Consider the following 17,052-nt stretch of genomic DNA (forward strand, 5'->3'; position numbering starts at 1 on the left):
ACCCGTCATTTATTGCAATTTATAGTTCCATTTACGTTAACTTTATACTAACTTTGGACGTAAGCGAGATGGCCACTGCGGCCAACCTCATCTTAAGTTCACTTTTTCTTCAATTTAGTTTCACTTAAAAAACATTTAAATGAAGGAGAACGCGAGGTGCGGTTTGCCCTAATGCACACAGCTAGCGGTACGTAGCTAGCGGTACATAAAAAAAGCAACAGCAACAGCAGCAACAGCCAAAGTAGAATTAACTTACCATCGAGTCTAATCGACGCTTAAGTTTTCTATGCAGTAACTTTAATATTGAGCTCAACGGAGAGAGAAAATGAAAGCCAGCAACTTGAACAACAGACTAAACACTATGACACGTAACAAGAGTGCTAAGGGTTTTACCCTGATTGAATTAATGATCGTGGTGGCCATTATCGGTATTCTCGCCGCGATTGCGATCCCACAATATAGACAGTACACCGTCGACAGTGCTCACAGTGCATGTCTTGCCGAAACAAAAGCTTATGCTACAACGCTGACAGTTTGGCTACATAATGGAGAAACTGGAACAAAGCCAACCGCTCCATCAGGTGGAGCTTGTGCAAGTTTCACTGGTGATGGTACACCAGCTTTCGGTACCGATATTGTTGGTACACCTAAAAAGCCAGGTACAACAGACCAAGCAGTAGAAATGAACTAATCCTTAGGCGCCTTTCCAACATAGGAGAGGCGCTTTACCATTTAGCTTACATTAATGAATATGCTAGAATTTAATCAAATAGATACAGCAAGCGATTAAAGGTTCCAGTAAGTATGCCCACAACCGGCCTCCACCTCGGCTTATCCACCCTCTTCATTCGCAAGCATCTACTCAGCGAAGAGCAGATAGCATCCGCTATCGCCAAATCCCGGCATAATAAGCAATCCCTGGTCTCCACCATAGTCTCAGAGAAGCTGATTTCCGCCCGTGAGATAGCCGAACTCTGTTATGAGGAATACGGCACCCCGCTGCTGGATCTCGATGAGTTTGACATCAGCAGCATTCCCGAAGCCTTCCTCAACAAGAAGCTGATCGACAAACATAAGTGCCTGCCGCTGTTTAAGCGCGGCAACCGCCTCTATATCGGCACTTCAGACCCGACTAATATCCCCGCCCTGGAAGACTTCCAATTCAGCGCGGGTTTGCATGCCGAAGCCATACTGGTCGAAGATGACAAGCTCAGTAAGGCCATAGACAAGGTACTCGAGGATGATATCTCGGCACTGGATATCAGTGGCATCGACGATGCAGCGCTGGCAGATATCGAGATAGATGCCCCTGGCAAGCGCGAAGAGGAACAAAAAGAGACTGGCGACGATGCGCCTATCGTCATCTATATCAATAAAATCTTGACCGATGCCATACGCAAGGGCGCATCGGATCTGCATTTTGAGCCCTATGAGAAACGTTATCGCATCCGTTTTCGTATCGATGGCATCCTACATCAAGTCTCCGAGCCTCCGGTCAACCTTTCCGCCCGGATATCGGCGCGACTCAAGGTGATGTCTAAGCTGGATATCGCCGAGCGCCGCGTCCCCCAAGATGGCCGCATCAAGATGAAGCTATCACGCACCAAGTCTATCGATTTTCGTGTCAGCACCTTGCCTACCATCTGGGGCGAGAAGATAGTGATGCGGATCCTCGACGCCTCCTCGGCGCAACTAGGCATAGAAAAGTTGGGCTATGAAGACGATCAGCGCGAGCTGTACGAGGAAATGCTGGAAAAACCCCAGGGGATGATCTTGGTCACCGGCCCTACCGGCTCGGGTAAGACAGTCTCCCTCTATACCGGCCTCAACATACTCAACACCGAGGCTCGCAACATTTCGACCGTCGAAGACCCGGTGGAGATTAATCTCGAAGGGGTCAATCAGGTCCATATCAACCTCAAGGCGGGGCTGACATTTGCGTCAGCACTGCGCTCATTCCTGCGTCAAGATCCCGATGTGGTCATGGTGGGTGAAATTCGCGACTTAGAGACCGCCGAGATTGCCATCAAGGCGGCACAGACCGGCCACCTGGTGCTGTCGACACTGCACACCAACTCCGCCGCCGAAACCTTGACCCGCCTCATCAACATGGGTGTGCCCGGCTATAACATAGCCAGCTCGGTAAACCTCATCATAGCTCAGCGTCTGACGCGCCGCCTCTGCCCCGAGTGTAAGCAAACGGAAGACGTTCCAGTACACGAACTAGAGAGGCTAGGCTTTAAGCAAGCTGACATAGATGCAGGCATCACCACTTATAAACCTGTGGGCTGCGATCTCTGCTCCGGCGGCTACAAGGGCCGGGTCGGCATCTATGAGCTGATGGAGATATCGGATGAGATAGCCCGCATCATCATGGAGGGGGGAAACTCCTTACAGATAGCCACTAAGGCCAAGCAGCAGGGAATGCGGGATCTACGCGAGTCTGGGCTGCTCAAGGTCATCCAGGGCGTCACCAGCATCGCCGAAATAAACCGAGTCACCAGCTTCTAGACTGGACATTTTTATCTTAAGGAACGGCCATGGCTACCGCAAGCACCATAAAAAAAAGACAAGCAAGAGCTAAGAAAGCCAATGCTCACAGCCAAGCTAAGATCTATACCTTCGATTGGAAGGGTGTCAACAAGGCCGGTCAAAAAACCTCAGGTGAGCTTAAGGGGGCCACGGCTGCGGAAGTCAGAAGTCAGCTAAAAACTCAGGGGGTCAGCCCTAAATCGGTCCGCAAGCAATCGGCGAGTCTATTCCAGCTGGGTGCTCCCAAGATCAATGCCATGGATATCGCCATGATCACCCGCCAGATAGCCACCATGCTCTCGGCCGGGGTGCCGCTGGTGACAACCATAGACATGCTGGGCCGCGGCCATGAAAAAGTGAAGATACGTGAGCTGCTCGGAACGATCTTAAACGATGTCCAAGCCGGTATTCCGCTATCTGATGCATTGAGGCCCCATAGGCAATATTTCGACGACCTCTATGTGGATCTGGTCGCCGCCGGTGAACACTCGGGCTCCCTAGATGCCGTGTTCGATCGCGTCGCGACCTACAGAGAGAAGGCCGAGGCACTTAAATCTAAGATCAAGAAGGCCATGTTCTACCCCGCTGCCGTGGTGGTGGTTGCCATAGCCGTGACATCATTGCTGTTACTGTTTGTGGTGCCACAGTTTCAGGAGATTTTTGCCGGTTTCGGCGCCGAACTGCCCGCCTTTACCCAGTTCGTCATCGGCATTTCTGAGGCATTACAGGCTTCCTGGTACATTTTTGCCGTCGCTATTATTATTGGCGTGTTTCTATTTAAGCGTGCCCATAGAAATTCTCTATTATTCAGAGATAGAGTCGATGTTTTACTCCTTAAAATCCCCGTTATTGGCCCCATACTCCATAAGGCCGCCATGGCGCGTTTCGCACGCACACTCGCGACGACGTTTTCAGCCGGTGTCCCGCTAATCGATGGCCTTGAGTCTGCTGCAGGCGCATCCGGTAATGCCGTCTACCGTAAGGCCGTACTCAAGGTACGCACAGAAGTGATGTCTGGCATGCAGATGAACGTGGCCATGCGTACCACAGGTCTCTTCCCGGACATGCTGATCCAGATGGTGATGATAGGTGAAGAGTCAGGTGGACTCGACGATATGCTCAACAAGGTCGCCAATATTTACGAGATGCAGGTCGATGACGCCGTGGATGGACTCTCTAGCCTGATCGAGCCTATCATGATGGTGGTCATTGGCACCTTAGTCGGTGGCTTAATCATCGCCATGTATCTTCCCATCTTCCAGATGGGTAATATAATCACCTAATCGTCAAGTTCCATAAAAGACTCCCAACAGAAGAACCCAATAGATGTCAGAATTAATAACCATATTAGGCCACAACTTGTGGCTCTTCAGCGCGCTCGCTTTTATCTTTGCCGCCGTCATAGGTAGCTTTATCAATGTGGTCATTCATCGCTTTCCCGTGATGATGAAACGCGAGTGGCAGCAAGAGTGTAACCAATACCTCAACGAGTATCATAAAGAGCTTGTAGGCCCCATCTCAAAGGCGCTCGAAGGAGCCATAGACGGTTATCCAGAGAAATATAATCTGATAGTACCTGGCTCTGCCTGCCCGAAATGCAACGCAGATATCAAGCCCTGGCATAACCTGCCCGTTATTGGCTGGCTGATGCTAAAAGGAAAGTGCGCCTCATGCAGCACGGCTATCTCGACGCGCTACCCAATCATAGAATTATTGACTGGCTTAACCGTGGCCTTTCTCGCGCTGCATTTCGGCCCTACTTGGGAGTTTGCCTGCGCAACATTACTCACTTTTGTGCTGATAGCCCTAACAGGCATAGATCTCGATGAAATGCTGCTTCCCGACCAACTCACCCTACCTCTGCTATGGTTCGGTTTATTGATTAACCTAAATGGCACCTTTACCAGCCCAACTGACGCATTAATCGGCGCCGCCGCGGGTTATCTGAGCCTCTGGAGTGTCTTCTGGGTATTTAAACTATTAACGGGCAAGGATGGCATGGGCTATGGTGATTTTAAGCTGTTAGCCGTGTTTGGCGCCTGGTTTGGTTGGCAACTACTGCCACTCATCATACTGCTATCATCGCTGGTCGGCGCTGTCGTTGGCATCATGCTGATCATCAGTAAAAAACTCAATCACGGTAATCCAATTCCATTTGGCCCTTATATCGCGCTAGCAGGCTGGATAGCCATGATCTGGGGCAGTGATATCAATACTTGGTATTTATCCACCCTATAGGTATAAGCTAGCGTTCTTCATAAAATGATTAAGAAGTAGGATCATGGCTAAATATTTAATAGGTTTAACCGGCGGCATAGGTAGCGGTAAGACCACAGTCGCCAATCTATTTGCAGAATTAGGCATAGAATTAGTCGATGCCGATATCGTCGCACGAGATGTGGTTGCAATAGGCACTAGCGGCTTGAATCAAATAGCGGCCCATTTCGGTAAACAGATATTGAACCAAGATAACAGCTTAGATCGAGCCGCTCTAAGAGAAATCATCTTCAGCGAGCCGAAAGAGCGACTCTGGATCAACGACTTACTACACCCCATGATACGCACCGAGATGCTAAAACAATTAGCCGCTACGTCATCGCCCTACACTATTCTCGTCGCTCCCTTGCTATTTGAGAATGAATTAGATAGGTTAGTAAACCGTACGGTTTTGATTGATATTTCAGCTGAACAACAAGGCAAACGTACCGTTCGCAGGGATGGGGTAACTCATGAGCAAGTAGAAAAAATTATCAGCAGCCAGGCCCCAAGAGCCGAGAAGCTGCTTAAAGCTGATGATGTCATAGACAATCATGGAGAGATATCGGCGCTAAAAAGCAAAGTAATTGCACTGCATAATAATTATTTAAAATTGTCCAATAACGCTTAATAAACCCATGACTGAATTGATCTATGAACAACCTCTAAACGAGAAGACTCGAAGTTATCTTAGACTCGAGTACCTCGAGCAACAACTGCAGATGAACTTAACTCAAGATCATCGAGAGCCTTGTTTCTACCCTCTTTTCTCATTATGTGAGCTGGCTGAGCGGTGTGATTACCGCGGCGAAGTACTCAAAGACCTAGATAAGCAGATTGCATTGCTGGCCAATTGGCAGAATCTGCCCCACATAGATAAACAGCAAGTCGATAAATATTTATCCCTATTATCTGACGCCAGAGACACACTTCAAATAAGCGAAAGACCCGGTAGCCGACTGAAACAGAATCGATTCTTAATGGCTCTACGCCAACGATTCAATATGCCTGGGGCATCTTGTAATTTTGACCTACCACAACTTCATTACTGGTTAGGCAAGCCTTGGGATGTTCGACAACAAGAATACTCACAGTGGCTAGATACCTTTAGAGCCTTACTGACACCTATCAGTCTGCTTCTAGCGCTAACCAGGTTAACCAATGAGTACACCGAAGCCGTGGCGAAAGCCGGTTTTTATCAAGGCAATAGTGCTCAGGCACTGTCATTAATTAGGGTGCAACTGGACTCAGTTCAAGGCTGTTACCCTACCATTAGCGGCCATAAGAATAGATACGCGATTCACTTCGTGCAGTTCGACCAACAAAAACACTCGGATAAAGCGATTGAGTTTAAGTTAGCAACCTGTATCTAAAGCCAGTATCATAGGTTTCATATCAAACATCATGCTTAAATTGCTTAACTTGAGCCGCTCTCGAGCCCAAAGTTAAGCCAATTTTGTAAGCCTACCTTGTAGAGACCGAACAATGACAACCCGAGTAAAGTGCCCCACCTGCCAAACAGAGGTGATCTGGAATGCCGAGTCCAAATATCGACCTTTCTGCAGCGATCGCTGTAAGCTAATCGACCTAGGTGACTGGGCATCCGAAAAACATGCAATCCCAGTCCAGCCAGAATTTGATCATGAGACTCTGGATGCCGAAGGGTATGATGAATCTGGCTTCTTTAAAGAGGATTAATCCAATTGTCAGTCTCGATAGCTCAAACCAAGAGAGTACATGTCGCTGTCGGCGTGATAATCAATGCAGATAATCAGATCTTGCTCGCCAAACGTCTCACCCATCTGCATCAAGGTGGAAAGTGGGAGTTCCCCGGCGGCAAAGTCGAGGCGGGTGAATCAGTGACCCAGGCATTAACTCGAGAGTTAAAAGAGGAAGTTGATTTAACCATCACAGCTACCCGCTCCCTGATGAGCATCAGTCATGACTATCCGGATAAACAAGTCCTCTTAGATATCCACTGGGTCACTTGTTTCACCGGAAACGCTCACGGACTCGAAGGACAAGAAGTTAAATGGGTGCCTAAATCCGATTTACCGAACTACGACTTCCCCGAAGCTAACAAGCCTATAATCGAGAAAATATTAGCCGCTGAGGACTAATATCAATCCATCACAAGGACAGTGATTTATATAGTCTTTATTGCTCAAGCTGCCGATTAATTGCCCCACCCTTGTCGAACAGCCACCTACCCCTCATAGGGACAAACCTGTGGCTGATTGGACTCCAGAAAACCGGCGAAACTCTATACCCTTAGCCCATAGGGGTGTTAACCAGGTGCGCATTATGTTAAATTAATGATGTCAGATCATTTGCCGAAGCTCAACTTTCGGTAAATGATTTGTAATGATGCCGTCGCCTGCAACCACCTGAGTACAACCCCAAGTTCGAACGCTGACACTAGTTGGTTAAAGGCACGTGCGCAAAAAAAAGCTAACCTTGAGCACTGAATCCTTATGAAAAATATGATGTTAATTGGCGGCTTACTCCTCAGTAGCGCTACACTTCCAGCCTTTGCCGATGCGCAATGCGGTAAGGTCACAATCGCGGACATGAATTGGAGCTCGGCTTCATTAATCGCTAATGTCGATCGCTTCATTCTAGAATATGGTTATGGCTGTGAGGCCGAGTTGATCCCAGGCGATACTATGCCAACCAGCACGTCAATGGTCGAGAAGGGTGAGCCTGACATAGCGCCGGAGATCTGGAGCAACAGCATCAAAGAGCTTATCGATCGAGGCGTCAGTAACCATCGCTTGGCTATCGCGGGCAATTCCCTCTCTGAAGGTGGTGAAGAAGGCTTCTGGGTCCCCCAATATATGGTCGACAAGGATCCCAGCCTGGCAACCATTGCGGGTATCATCGCCAACGCCAAAACTTTTGTCCACCCGGAAGACCCTGAACTGAGTGCCTTCTACGGCTGCCCGGCAGGTTGGGCCTGTCAGCTCTCGGCCGAAAACCTGTATCGAGCGCTAAAACTCGAAGATGCTGGATTCGATCTTATCGATCCAGGCTCAGGAGCGGGTCTGTCTGGATCCATCGCCCGTGCCTATGAGCGTCAAAAACCTTGGTTTGGTTATTACTGGGCGCCCACAGCAATATTGGGTAAATACAAGATGGTCAAGGTAGATTTTGGCAGCGGTATCGATGCGGATCATTTTCGCGACTGTACTACCAAGGAGGAGTGCGCCGAGCCTAAGGTCACCATGTACCCATCGTCATTGGTGCAAACCGTCACCACCACAGCTTTCGCCGAAAAATCCCCGCAGATATTCGAGTATCTAGGTAATCGTTCTCTGACCAATACCCAGCTGAACGGTTTGCTGGCCTGGATGGAAGACAATCAGGCAGACGGCATTATCGCCGCCGAGTACTTCCTGATGAACCATGAAGATACCTGGTTAAAATGGGTTCCCGCCGATGTCGCCGCCAGGGTGAAAACGGCAATAAAAGCACTGTAAACCCAAATAAAAACGCGAGGCCTCAGGGCCTCGCGTTTTTGCTTCCCATCTAGATTATCCCGTGTAAACACTTTAGAGGTAGTAATGGCTGACTTTTCTTGGTTCAGCAAGTTTCCGAAAATGGACCGTGCCACGTTATTGGAAATTCGTAAATATTTAGACAGCAGCTTTCGGGACTTTTCCCGTGAGTATGGTGATCTCATCGAGTCATTCTTCGATCCACTGCTCCGCTTTCTTATCTGGTTTGAAAAACTCTTGGTGCAATCCCCCTGGTGGGCTGTACTCATCTCGATCACCGGCTTGGTCTACCTGGCCAGTCGTTCAAAAAAATTGTCCTTGGGCGTCATAGTGTCATTTCTGCTTATCGGCTATTTCGGCATGTGGGAAGATACGATGCGCACCCTTAGCATCATTACCGTATGTACCTTGCTGGCCATATTATTGGGTGTGCCCATCGGCATATTAATGGCTCGCAACAATCGAACCCAGTCGATAGTGACGCCGATTCTGGATGTGATGCAAACCATGCCGGCCTTCGTGTATCTGATCCCCGTGGTCATGTTGCTTGGCATTGGCAAGGTGCCCGGAGTCATTGCCGTGATCATCTATGCTATCCCGCCTGTCATTCGTCTGACCAATCTGGGGATCCGCCTAGTAGACAAAGAAGTGTTGGAGGCGGCCACCGCCTATGGTGCCAATTCGATGCAACGCCTTATGGGCGTTCAGCTCCCCTTAGCCTCACCCACCATCATGGCTGGTATCAACCAGACCATTATGATGGCGCTGGGCATGGTCGTTATCGCATCTATGATCGGCGTCAAGGGCCTAGGTCAGCCGGTGCTCAAGTCAATCACCAACCAGTATTTCACCCTGGGACTCTTCAACGGCTTGGCCATCGTCGCTCTGGCTATCATTTTTGATCGCACCTCTCAAGCCTACGCCAAGCGATCTCAGCAACATATGCAGGGTGGACAACATGACTAATGAAGCACAAAAACAGCCGCTCATTCAGATAAAAAATCTCTACAAGATCTTTGGTAAAAAACCAGCCAACGTCATGTCTATGGTTAGAGCTGGTTTATCTAAGGATGACATCCTGGCAAAAACCGGCCATACAGTGGGCCTTAAGGCCATCAACCTCGACATTCACAAGGGTGAGATCTTCGTGATCATGGGGCTATCGGGTTCGGGAAAATCGACCCTGATCCGTCACTTCAATCGCCTCATAGATCCGACCGAAGGGCAAATCCTGGTTGAAGGCATAGATGTGATGAAGCTAAATACCAAGGAGTTGGAGCAATTTCGTCGCAACAAAATGGCCATGGTATTCCAACGCTTTGGGTTAATGCCCCACAGGAGTGTACTGGACAATGTGGCCTATGGCCTCAGTGTACAGGGGATAGATAAGGCCACGAGAAATGCCAAAGCGACACAATGGCTTGAAACCGTCGGCCTGACTGGATATGAACAGCAGTACCCATCTCAGCTTTCCGGTGGTCAGCAACAGCGCGTCGGCTTGGCGAGGGCCCTGTGTACCGATGCAGAAATCCTGCTGATGGATGAAGCCTTCTCGGCACTGGATCCTCTGATCCGCAGTGAGATGCAAGATCAACTGATTGAGCTGCAAAAAAAGCTACATAAGACCATCATCTTTATCACCCATGATCTAGATGAAGCCCTGCGAATTGGCGACCGCATCGCCATCCTCAAAGACGGCAACCTGATCCAGGTCGGTGAGCCGGTGGACATCTTGCTTAACCCTGCCGACGACTACGTCGAAGCCTTCGTCAAGGACGTAAACCGGCCGCGAGCCCTGACGGTCGAAACCGTCATGAAGCCGCCCGCCTATCGTCTAACCGCCGATACCACAGGTGAAGCCCTCAAACAGATGAAACGTATCCCGGCTAACTATGCCTATTACGTTACCGATGAAGGTTTCCAGGGCGTTGTGTGCCAAGAAGCATTGGAAGATGCCGTCAAGACAGATGAAGAAGCGCCGATGGAAGAGTTCAAGGTAGAAGAAATGGACCCAATATCACCAGATGCGCTGCTTGAAAGTATTATTCCAGCGACCATGGAATCAGACTTTCCCCTGCCTGTTGTCGATGCAGATGGTGACTTACAGGGTGAGCTCTCCCGCTCTCACCTCGCCGACGTGCTCGCAGATTTCTACGGCGATGATGCTGACAGCAGCACAGAAAAAGAAACAGAAAAAGAAACAGAAAACTTAACCAATAAGGATAAATGATGAACCGCTACACACTTGCTGCTTCCTGTATCGCCTTGGCACTGGCCACGAACGCCAATGCTGCGCCAACAGACGGAGAGCTGGATGCTCTTAAAGCCCGTATCGAACAATTGGAATCCGATAAAGATCAGGCAAAACAAGATAAAGACAGCTCCATCAAGCTTGGCGGTGCGGCTCGATTCCAGTATAGCTACTTGGACTATGATGAGAATAATAAAGATCGTGGTGGCGATTTTGACTTCGACGTATTCCGCCTCGATGTCGATGGCAACCTAGATGACATCATTTTTTCTGCCCAGTATCGTTGGCACCAGTACATGGACGTCATTCACCATGCTTGGGTCGGATATAACTTCGATGACAAGCAACAGGGTAAAATCGGTATCACTCAGGTGCCTTTCGGTATCTTGACCTGGGCGTCCAACAGCTTCTTCTTCAGCTCCAACTTCTACACTGGCCTGGAAGACGACTACGACATGGGTCTAAATTACACCTATAGCGGCGATACCAGCCGACTCGATCTGGCCTTCTACAAGAATGACGAACAGGGCGGCCTAGATGGTTATGTCTCTGACCGTAGCGCACGTTATTCCTACGATGTGGTGGGTGTGCGTCTGCCAGGCGAAGGCATCTACGACGCTCCGAGTGTCGACAAGGCCGCGGCCGAAACCAACACGGTCAACGTTCGTTATGCTCATAACCTAACATTCGATGATGTTGCCCTCGAGCTGGGTATATCTGGCCAGGTAGGTCAACTGGAAATACAAGACGGTACCGATGGCGATCACATGGCAGCAGCGCTGCATGCCGTGGTCAACTATGACCGCTGGAACGTTAAGTTACAGCTGACCGACTACGAGTACGATGTCGAAGGCATGGATGTTGAAAGCATGATCGTCGGCGCCTACGCCTTCTATGACTCGATCCCAGCAGAAGCCACCAGCTACATGGCCAACGTGGCATACAGCCTGCCTGTCGACATAGGACCGATTTCAAACCTCACCTTCTATAATGATTATACAGTGGTCACCGACAAGCCTGCGGCTCAGCCAGACACCTTTATGAACGTTACAGGTGTCGCGATCACCTCAGGGGGTTTATACACCTACATCGATTTCGTGATCGCCGAGAACCAACCCTTTATTGGTGGCTCTATGGTCGGTGACGGTGACACCAACAAGCGCCTGAACATTAACTTCGGTTACTACTTCTAAGCGTAACGTGTGAGCATGTGATCGTGTGAGCGCCGAGAACCAAATCCTTGTCTATCGGTGGCTCTATGGTCGGTGACGGTGACGGTGACAAGCGCCTGAACATTACACTTCGGTTACTACTTCTAAGCGTAACCAGGTGGCCTGACTCGGGTGCAGTGAATATCGATTGGTATCATACCCACCGAGCCAGGCCTGCTTAACAGACAAAAAACCGCATTCCGAAAGGAATGCGGTTTTTTATTGGATGTAATAAATAGACTCCGCACAGAAAAGCTTATCTAACACAATGAGATATAGTAACAATAGAGATTTATTATTAAATAAATGTACTAAACTGACTAACGCTTTTCTTGATGTTGGCATAACAAACCCTCCTCTACAACTCGGACTTAAGCCTAGTCAAAGGATATTAATCTGACAATCCAGGGTGTCTTGGTTGTTTTGGGTTGTTTTGACCAACAGATTGGTTTTGCAAAAAGCTCGACGACGAGCCGTAAGCACTATTGGCTAATATGCTGGAATTGACCTTTTTGCTATGAAATATAAATTAATAGCGTTCGTAGCAACAGCAAAGAGCCATAGGCTCAGCGTGTTTAACAGACAACAAAAAACCGCATCCCTTTCGGAATGCGGTTGTTGTTTAAATAGGTTGAGTTGGCCGATAAGACAACTCAGCCGACTCACACAATATAATTTTATTGATCTTCATAGTAAGTAACCACTAATGTGTGTAACAGAGCGTGTAACACTTAGTGTAACAGAGCGTGTGACAGATCAGTATGGCGAGCAGATGTATACCTAACTTAACGATAATGATTATTATCATTAAGTTGGCAAGCCATTGGTAAACCGTACATTTTACGACTTAAACTGGCTCAACTTCACGATAACCGTAAGTTACAACCACTTCACGACAGGTTCTAATTTGGCTCAACCTAGTGAACCTGGAGCGATTAGGCTATTGCCACTATATCGTGGTCAAGTACGAACATAATGATTATCATGAAGTCTCATGATGACAGTCTCTTAGCTTGCTGCTTCGCTCTCTTGATATCGCGTATCCAAATCACTGTTCCTTGTGTCACTTTCGATTCAAACAGATCAATAGCAGCAAAGAGATCGCTAAGCTTTTTAAATCCATAGTTTCGCTGATCAAAGGATGCTTGATTGGAAATATGAGAACCAATTGGACCGAGCATAGCCCAGCCATCATCCTCTTCAACAGCCTCTATGGCCTGCCTTAAAAGGCTAATAAGCTTAGTGTCTTTGTTCAGGCTTTTATCGAGTTTAGGTTGCTCTTCGTCACCCTGTTCATACCCGTCCAGATACAGAAAGCGGGAACAGCTATTTACAAACGCGGTCGGTGCCTTACGCTCACCAAATCCAATCAAGAATTTACCATCTGCGAGTGCTCTAGTGACTAGGGGAGTAAAATCGCAATCAGATGACACCAGACATATGATATCAACGTCTTTGGTATAGAGGATATCCATAGCATCGATAACCAAAGCTATGTCTGTGGCGTTCTTGCCTTTAGTGAGATCGAACTGCTGGATAGGCTGAATCGCATATTCATGCAATACATCTTCCCAAGGCTTGATGTTAGGGCTTTTCCAATTACCGTATGCCCTGCGTATGTTAACGACACCATACTTTGCTAGCTCAGACAAGATCACATCAATTTTTGCTGCTGGTGCATTATCCGCATCGATAAAAAGAGCTATTTTTTCCTTATCTTTCATTAGCATTCCTTGCTTTACAACCTGACAACTACTCATGTCACCAACAATACCACACTGCTAAATAGGTAAGCACAAAATTTACGAGAGCTAGACCAATACCATGATAATTACTGTTATCGTTAAGTTTATGTGAAGCGATTCCCTACTTCCAAAAACAATGTTTGGCTACAACACAAAAACTGTAACGTTAACAATGGCTGGCTAATTTATTTTATTAGAAACGGTTGTCGATAAAACCTTATTTAACAAACAAGTTTCATTATCATTAGCCAGCTCATACTCATCCGCTTTTATAGAAAAAGGCCCTTGTTTAGTCCTAGTGCTGTACATAGGTTTACAAACTTGTTTTCCTCGAGTATAGGTTCCGTCACCGTTGTTAACAAAAGTGTCTTCACAAAGCATAGAAGATTGTTCTCGATATCTTATTAAAGGACGATAGAACGAACGAGTTATATGGCATCGTTTAGCTTTCAGAAATACTATTTCACTATAATATTCTGTCTCACATTTACTACTTTTACATTTTTGATCCCAAGAATAGGTCACGACATACCGACCTGGGGGAGCTAAAACATACTTTGCAAAAAGACTAACTTCTAATTTTTTTCCCGATTCATCAGTTATTGATTCGATACCGGTTCTAGAATAGGAACCACGCCTTGTACTTCGATCATAATTATTTACTGTTGTAATTAACCCTAAATTATCAGACTTTTCATTGTAATGATCCCAGACCATTGGATCATATGTTCCGCACCCTGCTAAGGTTATTGGAACTATAGTAGCGATTAATAACATTCTCTTTAAATCCATAGCAACCTACCCGCATACCTATTAAGGAGTGGCATTACAACTTAAAATCGACATTCAAGCAACTTAAAAAGGAAAGTGGTAAAAACAGGTTAGAGCGTTTACCCTAAACCGAACCAGAGCAATTACAAATTCAGACAATTCCATGATAATTGTCGTTACCATTAAGTTACTGCCACTACTATACTTCCACATCATTAACAAGGATCGTTAAGGGATAGCATGGAACACTTAGATCTCGGCCTTCTTTTGGCCGTCGTAAGCGTCATCGCAGTTACTGTTTTATACTACCTAAAATCAGATGAATGAGCCTGAATAAAGCTACTGGCTTGTATTACGTATACAATTTATCTTGGTACAAAATCTCATCTAGTATATTCATATCATCCGTAGTGGCGTTTTTATAATTCGTCTGACCACACATACTTTTTGCTATCACAAGCTCACTCATAGCCCTCGTCACAGCAACATACATAAGTCTCAAATACTCAGCCTTAGTATCAAGTACAGCGTTGCTTGACAGTCTAGGATCAACTACGTAACACACATTACGCTCCCTTCCCTTTGCACTGTGTATGGTGCAGACTTTAACCCCTCTCAGGCTCGGCCTCAGGTCACCTTTATTATTAGGGTCATCACTTTCTACTTTGACCTTCCCCTTCTTAAGAATGTCTTGAATAAGATCAACTTGTTCGTGATACCTCGCAACAATCAAGATATCGGTTCTTTTCGTACCATTTTTGAGCTTCTTTTTAATATCTTCAAGGCACCAATCAGCAAAGCTATTAATCGTGGAACACTCCTGAACAGTAGCTTTTAGGCCATCGCTATTTGTAGTAACTAAATGCTGGTATTTATTGCTGATTTTGGTTCGAATAAAATTCGATAATGCGAGTAATTGTGGTGTTGAACGGAAATTGTTTGTTAGAGGATAAGACTTACCCTTGGTGTACCTCTTCATAAATGTGTTGAGGTGTTCGCAGTCAGCACCTCTAAAAGAGAAAATGGCTTGCGCTGGATCACCTACACCAAAAAACTTACTCCCACCTTTAATCAATTCCTCTAAGATTCTCCATTGAAGTTTACTCATATCTTGGAGTTCATCAACGATAATATACTTATTCTTGGCCTGAATTTTAGATCTGAAAATCGTGTCGTCTTTCAGGTGTTTCAACATAAGAAACAATTGATCTTCATAATCAAATCGCTTTTTATTTGCTTTATGTTTTTTATAAGCATCTAGCAGAAATAGAGCCACCCAGAGTTAATTGTGCATTTTCTATCCACCTACTAAGCTTTGGTTAGATTAGTAGAAGTAGGAGGTTGTTATGCCCCGTCCCAGAAGAACTCAAATTAGTATTGAAGATACGCCGTGGTACCACGCAGTCTCAAGATGTGTTCGCAAAGCATGGCTAACAGGAGTCGATCCTAATACGGGTCAATCCTATGAGCATCGACGAGAATGGGTTGAATCTCAGTTGCTTAAGTTAGGTGCAATCTTTGCTATTGATATTGCAGCTTATGCGGTGATGTCTAATCATCTTCATCTGGTGTTGAGAATCGATATCGAGTCAGCCAATAGCTGGACAGATAGGGAGGTCGTCGAGCATTGGCATCAACTGTTTAAAGGAACTGAAATAACTCAAAAATTTCTAAAGTGTGAGATAATTGAAAGCCATGAAATTAACGCCCTCAAACATTCAATAGCCTTATATCGTAGCCGATTAAGTGACATAAGTTGGTTTATGCGCTGCCTCAATGAGCCAATCGCGAGGATGGCGAATAAAGAGGATAAGTGTACAGGGCATTTCTGGGAAGGCCGGTTCAAGTCACAGGCCCTGCTCGATGAAGCCGCCGTGCTGGCCTGTATGGCCTATGTAGAGCTCAATCCAATACGTGCCAAGATGGCTAATACACCAGAAACTTCAGATCACACCAGCCTTAAATTGCGAGTAAAAGCAGCTTTAAAAGGCAAACAACCAGAAAAACTGCTGCCTTTTATTGGGAATGAGCGCCTCAAGCAGCCAAAAGGCATTCAATTTTCACTTAAAGACTATCTTGAATTAGTCGATGAAACCGGCAGGATTCTTCGTGATGATAAACGAGGGGCTATATCTGCAAGTGCTTCTAAGATACTCACTCGGTTAAATATTTCCAGTGACAACTGGATACATATGACCTCTGAGTTTGGCAAATTATTTCATGGCCCAGTGGGGACACTGCAAGAACTCACCAGCTATTGTGAACACTTGGGTAAGCGACGACGGCACTTTGCTCACTGCTGTGATTACTTCAAACGAGCTGATAATTAAGGTTTTTACGTTTCACTCAGACTTACATCTTAGGTTTGAGTTTTGTGCTGCCTGAAATTCATAATTTCGAACAGAAATTAACTATTTACCTCCTGCAAAACAAAATTACCAGCAAACATTTAGGGTTTTGGTCCTGATGGGTGGTTGAAGATTGACATGCATTGCCAGCGAGGTATGTTATTGATTAATAATGGCTGGCTTTGATTGTGTTGATTAATAATGGCTGGCTTTGATTGTGTTGATTAATAATGGCTGGCTTTGATTGTGGCTGATTAATAATGGCTGGCTTTGATTGTGGCTGGCTTTGATTGTGGCTGGCTTTGATTGTGTCCTTGGACTCTTTAGATACTGCACCATCAATGGCTTTAAAGAGACTCCAGAGTTCCCTAAGCCATGAAAGCAGTTTTTTTAATAGGTTTCGAAACATAGATTATCCTTTAGTAATGAGACTTTCTCTAT

Annotated in this window: 17 protein-coding genes; 13 read left to right on the plus strand and 4 right to left on the minus strand. The window is 46.5% G+C overall.

Features of this window, described 5'->3' with window-relative positions:
• Window positions 1-325 precede the first annotated feature (325 nt).
• From HRU42_RS12430 to HRU42_RS12485, 12 genes are all read left to right on the plus strand, one after another.
• On the plus strand, window positions 326-691 hold the full coding sequence (locus HRU42_RS12430; protein ID WP_295031562.1) for a prepilin-type N-terminal cleavage/methylation domain-containing protein: 366 nt from the start codon (window positions 326-328) through the stop codon (window positions 689-691).
• A 113-nt stretch (window positions 692-804) separates the two neighbouring features.
• Entirely contained in the window at window positions 805-2,511 is a 1,707-nt protein-coding gene (gene pilB / locus HRU42_RS12435) for a type IV-A pilus assembly ATPase PilB (RefSeq protein WP_295031564.1), read from the plus strand.
• Between the two features lie 29 nt (window positions 2,512-2,540).
• Complete coding sequence (locus HRU42_RS12440; RefSeq protein WP_295031565.1) at window positions 2,541-3,815, plus strand: type II secretion system F family protein; 1,275 nt, start codon at window positions 2,541-2,543, stop codon at window positions 3,813-3,815.
• Window positions 3,816-3,858: 43 nt separating this feature from the next.
• The gene (locus tag HRU42_RS12445) at window positions 3,859-4,770 is read left to right on the plus strand and encodes an A24 family peptidase (protein ID WP_295031566.1); all 912 of its coding nucleotides are present in this window, start codon (window positions 3,859-3,861) and stop codon (window positions 4,768-4,770) included.
• Between the two features lie 43 nt (window positions 4,771-4,813).
• Window positions 4,814-5,419: a dephospho-CoA kinase gene (coaE, locus tag HRU42_RS12450; RefSeq protein WP_295031569.1), complete on the plus strand. Its 606-nt coding sequence runs from the start codon at window positions 4,814-4,816 to the stop codon at window positions 5,417-5,419.
• 7 nt (window positions 5,420-5,426) lie between these two features.
• Window positions 5,427-6,161 carry a cell division protein ZapD gene (gene zapD, locus HRU42_RS12455; RefSeq protein ID WP_295031571.1) on the plus strand — a complete coding sequence of 245 codons (735 nt, stop codon included), beginning with the start codon at window positions 5,427-5,429 and terminating at the stop codon, window positions 6,159-6,161.
• 112 nt (window positions 6,162-6,273) lie between these two features.
• Window positions 6,274-6,486, plus strand: coding sequence for a DNA gyrase inhibitor YacG (yacG, locus tag HRU42_RS12460; RefSeq protein WP_295031573.1), 213 nt, complete (start codon window positions 6,274-6,276; stop codon window positions 6,484-6,486).
• A 5-nt stretch (window positions 6,487-6,491) separates the two neighbouring features.
• Entirely contained in the window at window positions 6,492-6,908 is a 417-nt protein-coding gene (gene mutT, locus HRU42_RS12465) for an 8-oxo-dGTP diphosphatase MutT (protein ID WP_295031575.1), read from the plus strand.
• Window positions 6,909-7,262: 354 nt separating this feature from the next.
• Window positions 7,263-8,267, plus strand: coding sequence for an ABC transporter substrate-binding protein (locus HRU42_RS12470; RefSeq protein WP_295031577.1), 1,005 nt, complete (start codon window positions 7,263-7,265; stop codon window positions 8,265-8,267).
• Between the two features lie 84 nt (window positions 8,268-8,351).
• Window positions 8,352-9,251, plus strand: coding sequence for a proline/glycine betaine ABC transporter permease (locus HRU42_RS12475; protein ID WP_295031579.1), 900 nt, complete (start codon window positions 8,352-8,354; stop codon window positions 9,249-9,251).
• Window positions 9,244-10,515 carry a glycine betaine/L-proline ABC transporter ATP-binding protein gene (locus tag HRU42_RS12480; protein ID WP_295031581.1) on the plus strand — a complete coding sequence of 424 codons (1,272 nt, stop codon included), beginning with the start codon at window positions 9,244-9,246 and terminating at the stop codon, window positions 10,513-10,515. The genes HRU42_RS12475 and HRU42_RS12480 overlap by 8 nt, the downstream gene beginning before the upstream one ends.
• Window positions 10,515-11,729 (plus strand): porin, encoded by a 1,215-nt coding sequence (locus HRU42_RS12485; RefSeq protein WP_295031583.1) that lies wholly within the window; start codon window positions 10,515-10,517, stop codon window positions 11,727-11,729. The genes HRU42_RS12480 and HRU42_RS12485 overlap by 1 nt, the downstream gene beginning before the upstream one ends.
• A gap of 1,010 nt (window positions 11,730-12,739) precedes the next feature.
• Here HRU42_RS12485 and HRU42_RS12490 read toward each other — a convergent pair.
• The 3 genes from HRU42_RS12490 to HRU42_RS12500 all read right to left on the minus strand — a co-directional run bounded on the left by HRU42_RS12490 (window position 12,740) and on the right by HRU42_RS12500 (window position 15,539).
• On the minus strand, window positions 12,740-13,471 hold the full coding sequence (locus tag HRU42_RS12490; RefSeq protein WP_295031585.1) for an NYN domain-containing protein: 732 nt from the start codon (window positions 13,469-13,471) through the stop codon (window positions 12,740-12,742).
• Window positions 13,472-13,672: 201 nt separating this feature from the next.
• The gene (locus tag HRU42_RS12495) at window positions 13,673-14,284 is read right to left on the minus strand and encodes a hypothetical protein (RefSeq protein WP_295031587.1); all 612 of its coding nucleotides are present in this window, start codon (window positions 14,282-14,284) and stop codon (window positions 13,673-13,675) included.
• A 331-nt stretch (window positions 14,285-14,615) separates the two neighbouring features.
• The gene (locus HRU42_RS12500) at window positions 14,616-15,539 is read right to left on the minus strand and encodes a DEAD/DEAH box helicase (RefSeq protein WP_295031588.1); all 924 of its coding nucleotides are present in this window, start codon (window positions 15,537-15,539) and stop codon (window positions 14,616-14,618) included.
• A gap of 70 nt (window positions 15,540-15,609) precedes the next feature.
• On the opposite strand from HRU42_RS12500, the gene HRU42_RS12505 reads away from it, so the two are divergent.
• The gene (locus HRU42_RS12505) at window positions 15,610-16,593 is read left to right on the plus strand and encodes a transposase (protein ID WP_295031590.1); all 984 of its coding nucleotides are present in this window, start codon (window positions 15,610-15,612) and stop codon (window positions 16,591-16,593) included.
• Window positions 16,594-16,777: 184 nt separating this feature from the next.
• On the opposite strand, the gene HRU42_RS12510 is transcribed toward HRU42_RS12505, so the two are convergent.
• Entirely contained in the window at window positions 16,778-17,020 is a 243-nt protein-coding gene (locus tag HRU42_RS12510) for a hypothetical protein (protein WP_295031591.1), read from the minus strand.
• Window positions 17,021-17,052: the final 32 nt, after the last annotated feature.

This window comes from Shewanella sp. (genome assembly GCF_013214165.1).
In the GTDB taxonomy this organism is placed as follows: Bacteria; Pseudomonadota; Gammaproteobacteria; order Enterobacterales; family Shewanellaceae; genus Shewanella.

What these genes read in the sequence shown, in the direction of transcription:
- HRU42_RS12430 (WP_295031562.1), top strand. Translation starts at nt 326, where the DNA reads ATGAAAGCCAGCAACTTGAACAACAGACTAAACACTATGACACGTAAC.
- pilB (WP_295031564.1), top strand. Translation starts at nt 805, where the DNA reads ATGCCCACAACCGGCCTCCACCTCGGCTTATCCACCCTCTTCATTCGC.
- HRU42_RS12440 (WP_295031565.1), top strand. Translation starts at nt 2,541, where the DNA reads ATGGCTACCGCAAGCACCATAAAAAAAAGACAAGCAAGAGCTAAGAAA.
- HRU42_RS12445 (WP_295031566.1), top strand. Translation starts at nt 3,859, where the DNA reads ATGTCAGAATTAATAACCATATTAGGCCACAACTTGTGGCTCTTCAGC.
- coaE (WP_295031569.1), top strand. Translation starts at nt 4,814, where the DNA reads ATGGCTAAATATTTAATAGGTTTAACCGGCGGCATAGGTAGCGGTAAG.
- zapD (WP_295031571.1), top strand. Translation starts at nt 5,427, where the DNA reads ATGACTGAATTGATCTATGAACAACCTCTAAACGAGAAGACTCGAAGT.
- yacG (WP_295031573.1), top strand. Translation starts at nt 6,274, where the DNA reads ATGACAACCCGAGTAAAGTGCCCCACCTGCCAAACAGAGGTGATCTGG.
- HRU42_RS12470 (WP_295031577.1), top strand. Translation starts at nt 7,263, where the DNA reads ATGAAAAATATGATGTTAATTGGCGGCTTACTCCTCAGTAGCGCTACA.
- HRU42_RS12475 (WP_295031579.1), top strand. Translation starts at nt 8,352, where the DNA reads ATGGCTGACTTTTCTTGGTTCAGCAAGTTTCCGAAAATGGACCGTGCC.
- HRU42_RS12480 (WP_295031581.1), top strand. Translation starts at nt 9,244, where the DNA reads ATGACTAATGAAGCACAAAAACAGCCGCTCATTCAGATAAAAAATCTC.
- HRU42_RS12485 (WP_295031583.1), top strand. Translation starts at nt 10,515, where the DNA reads ATGAACCGCTACACACTTGCTGCTTCCTGTATCGCCTTGGCACTGGCC.
- HRU42_RS12490 (WP_295031585.1), bottom strand. Translation starts at nt 13,471, where the DNA reads ATGAAAGATAAGGAAAAAATAGCTCTTTTTATCGATGCGGATAATGCA.
- HRU42_RS12495 (WP_295031587.1), bottom strand. Translation starts at nt 14,284, where the DNA reads ATGGATTTAAAGAGAATGTTATTAATCGCTACTATAGTTCCAATAACC.
- HRU42_RS12505 (WP_295031590.1), top strand. Translation starts at nt 15,610, where the DNA reads ATGCCCCGTCCCAGAAGAACTCAAATTAGTATTGAAGATACGCCGTGG.
- HRU42_RS12510 (WP_295031591.1), bottom strand. Translation starts at nt 17,020, where the DNA reads ATGTTTCGAAACCTATTAAAAAAACTGCTTTCATGGCTTAGGGAACTC.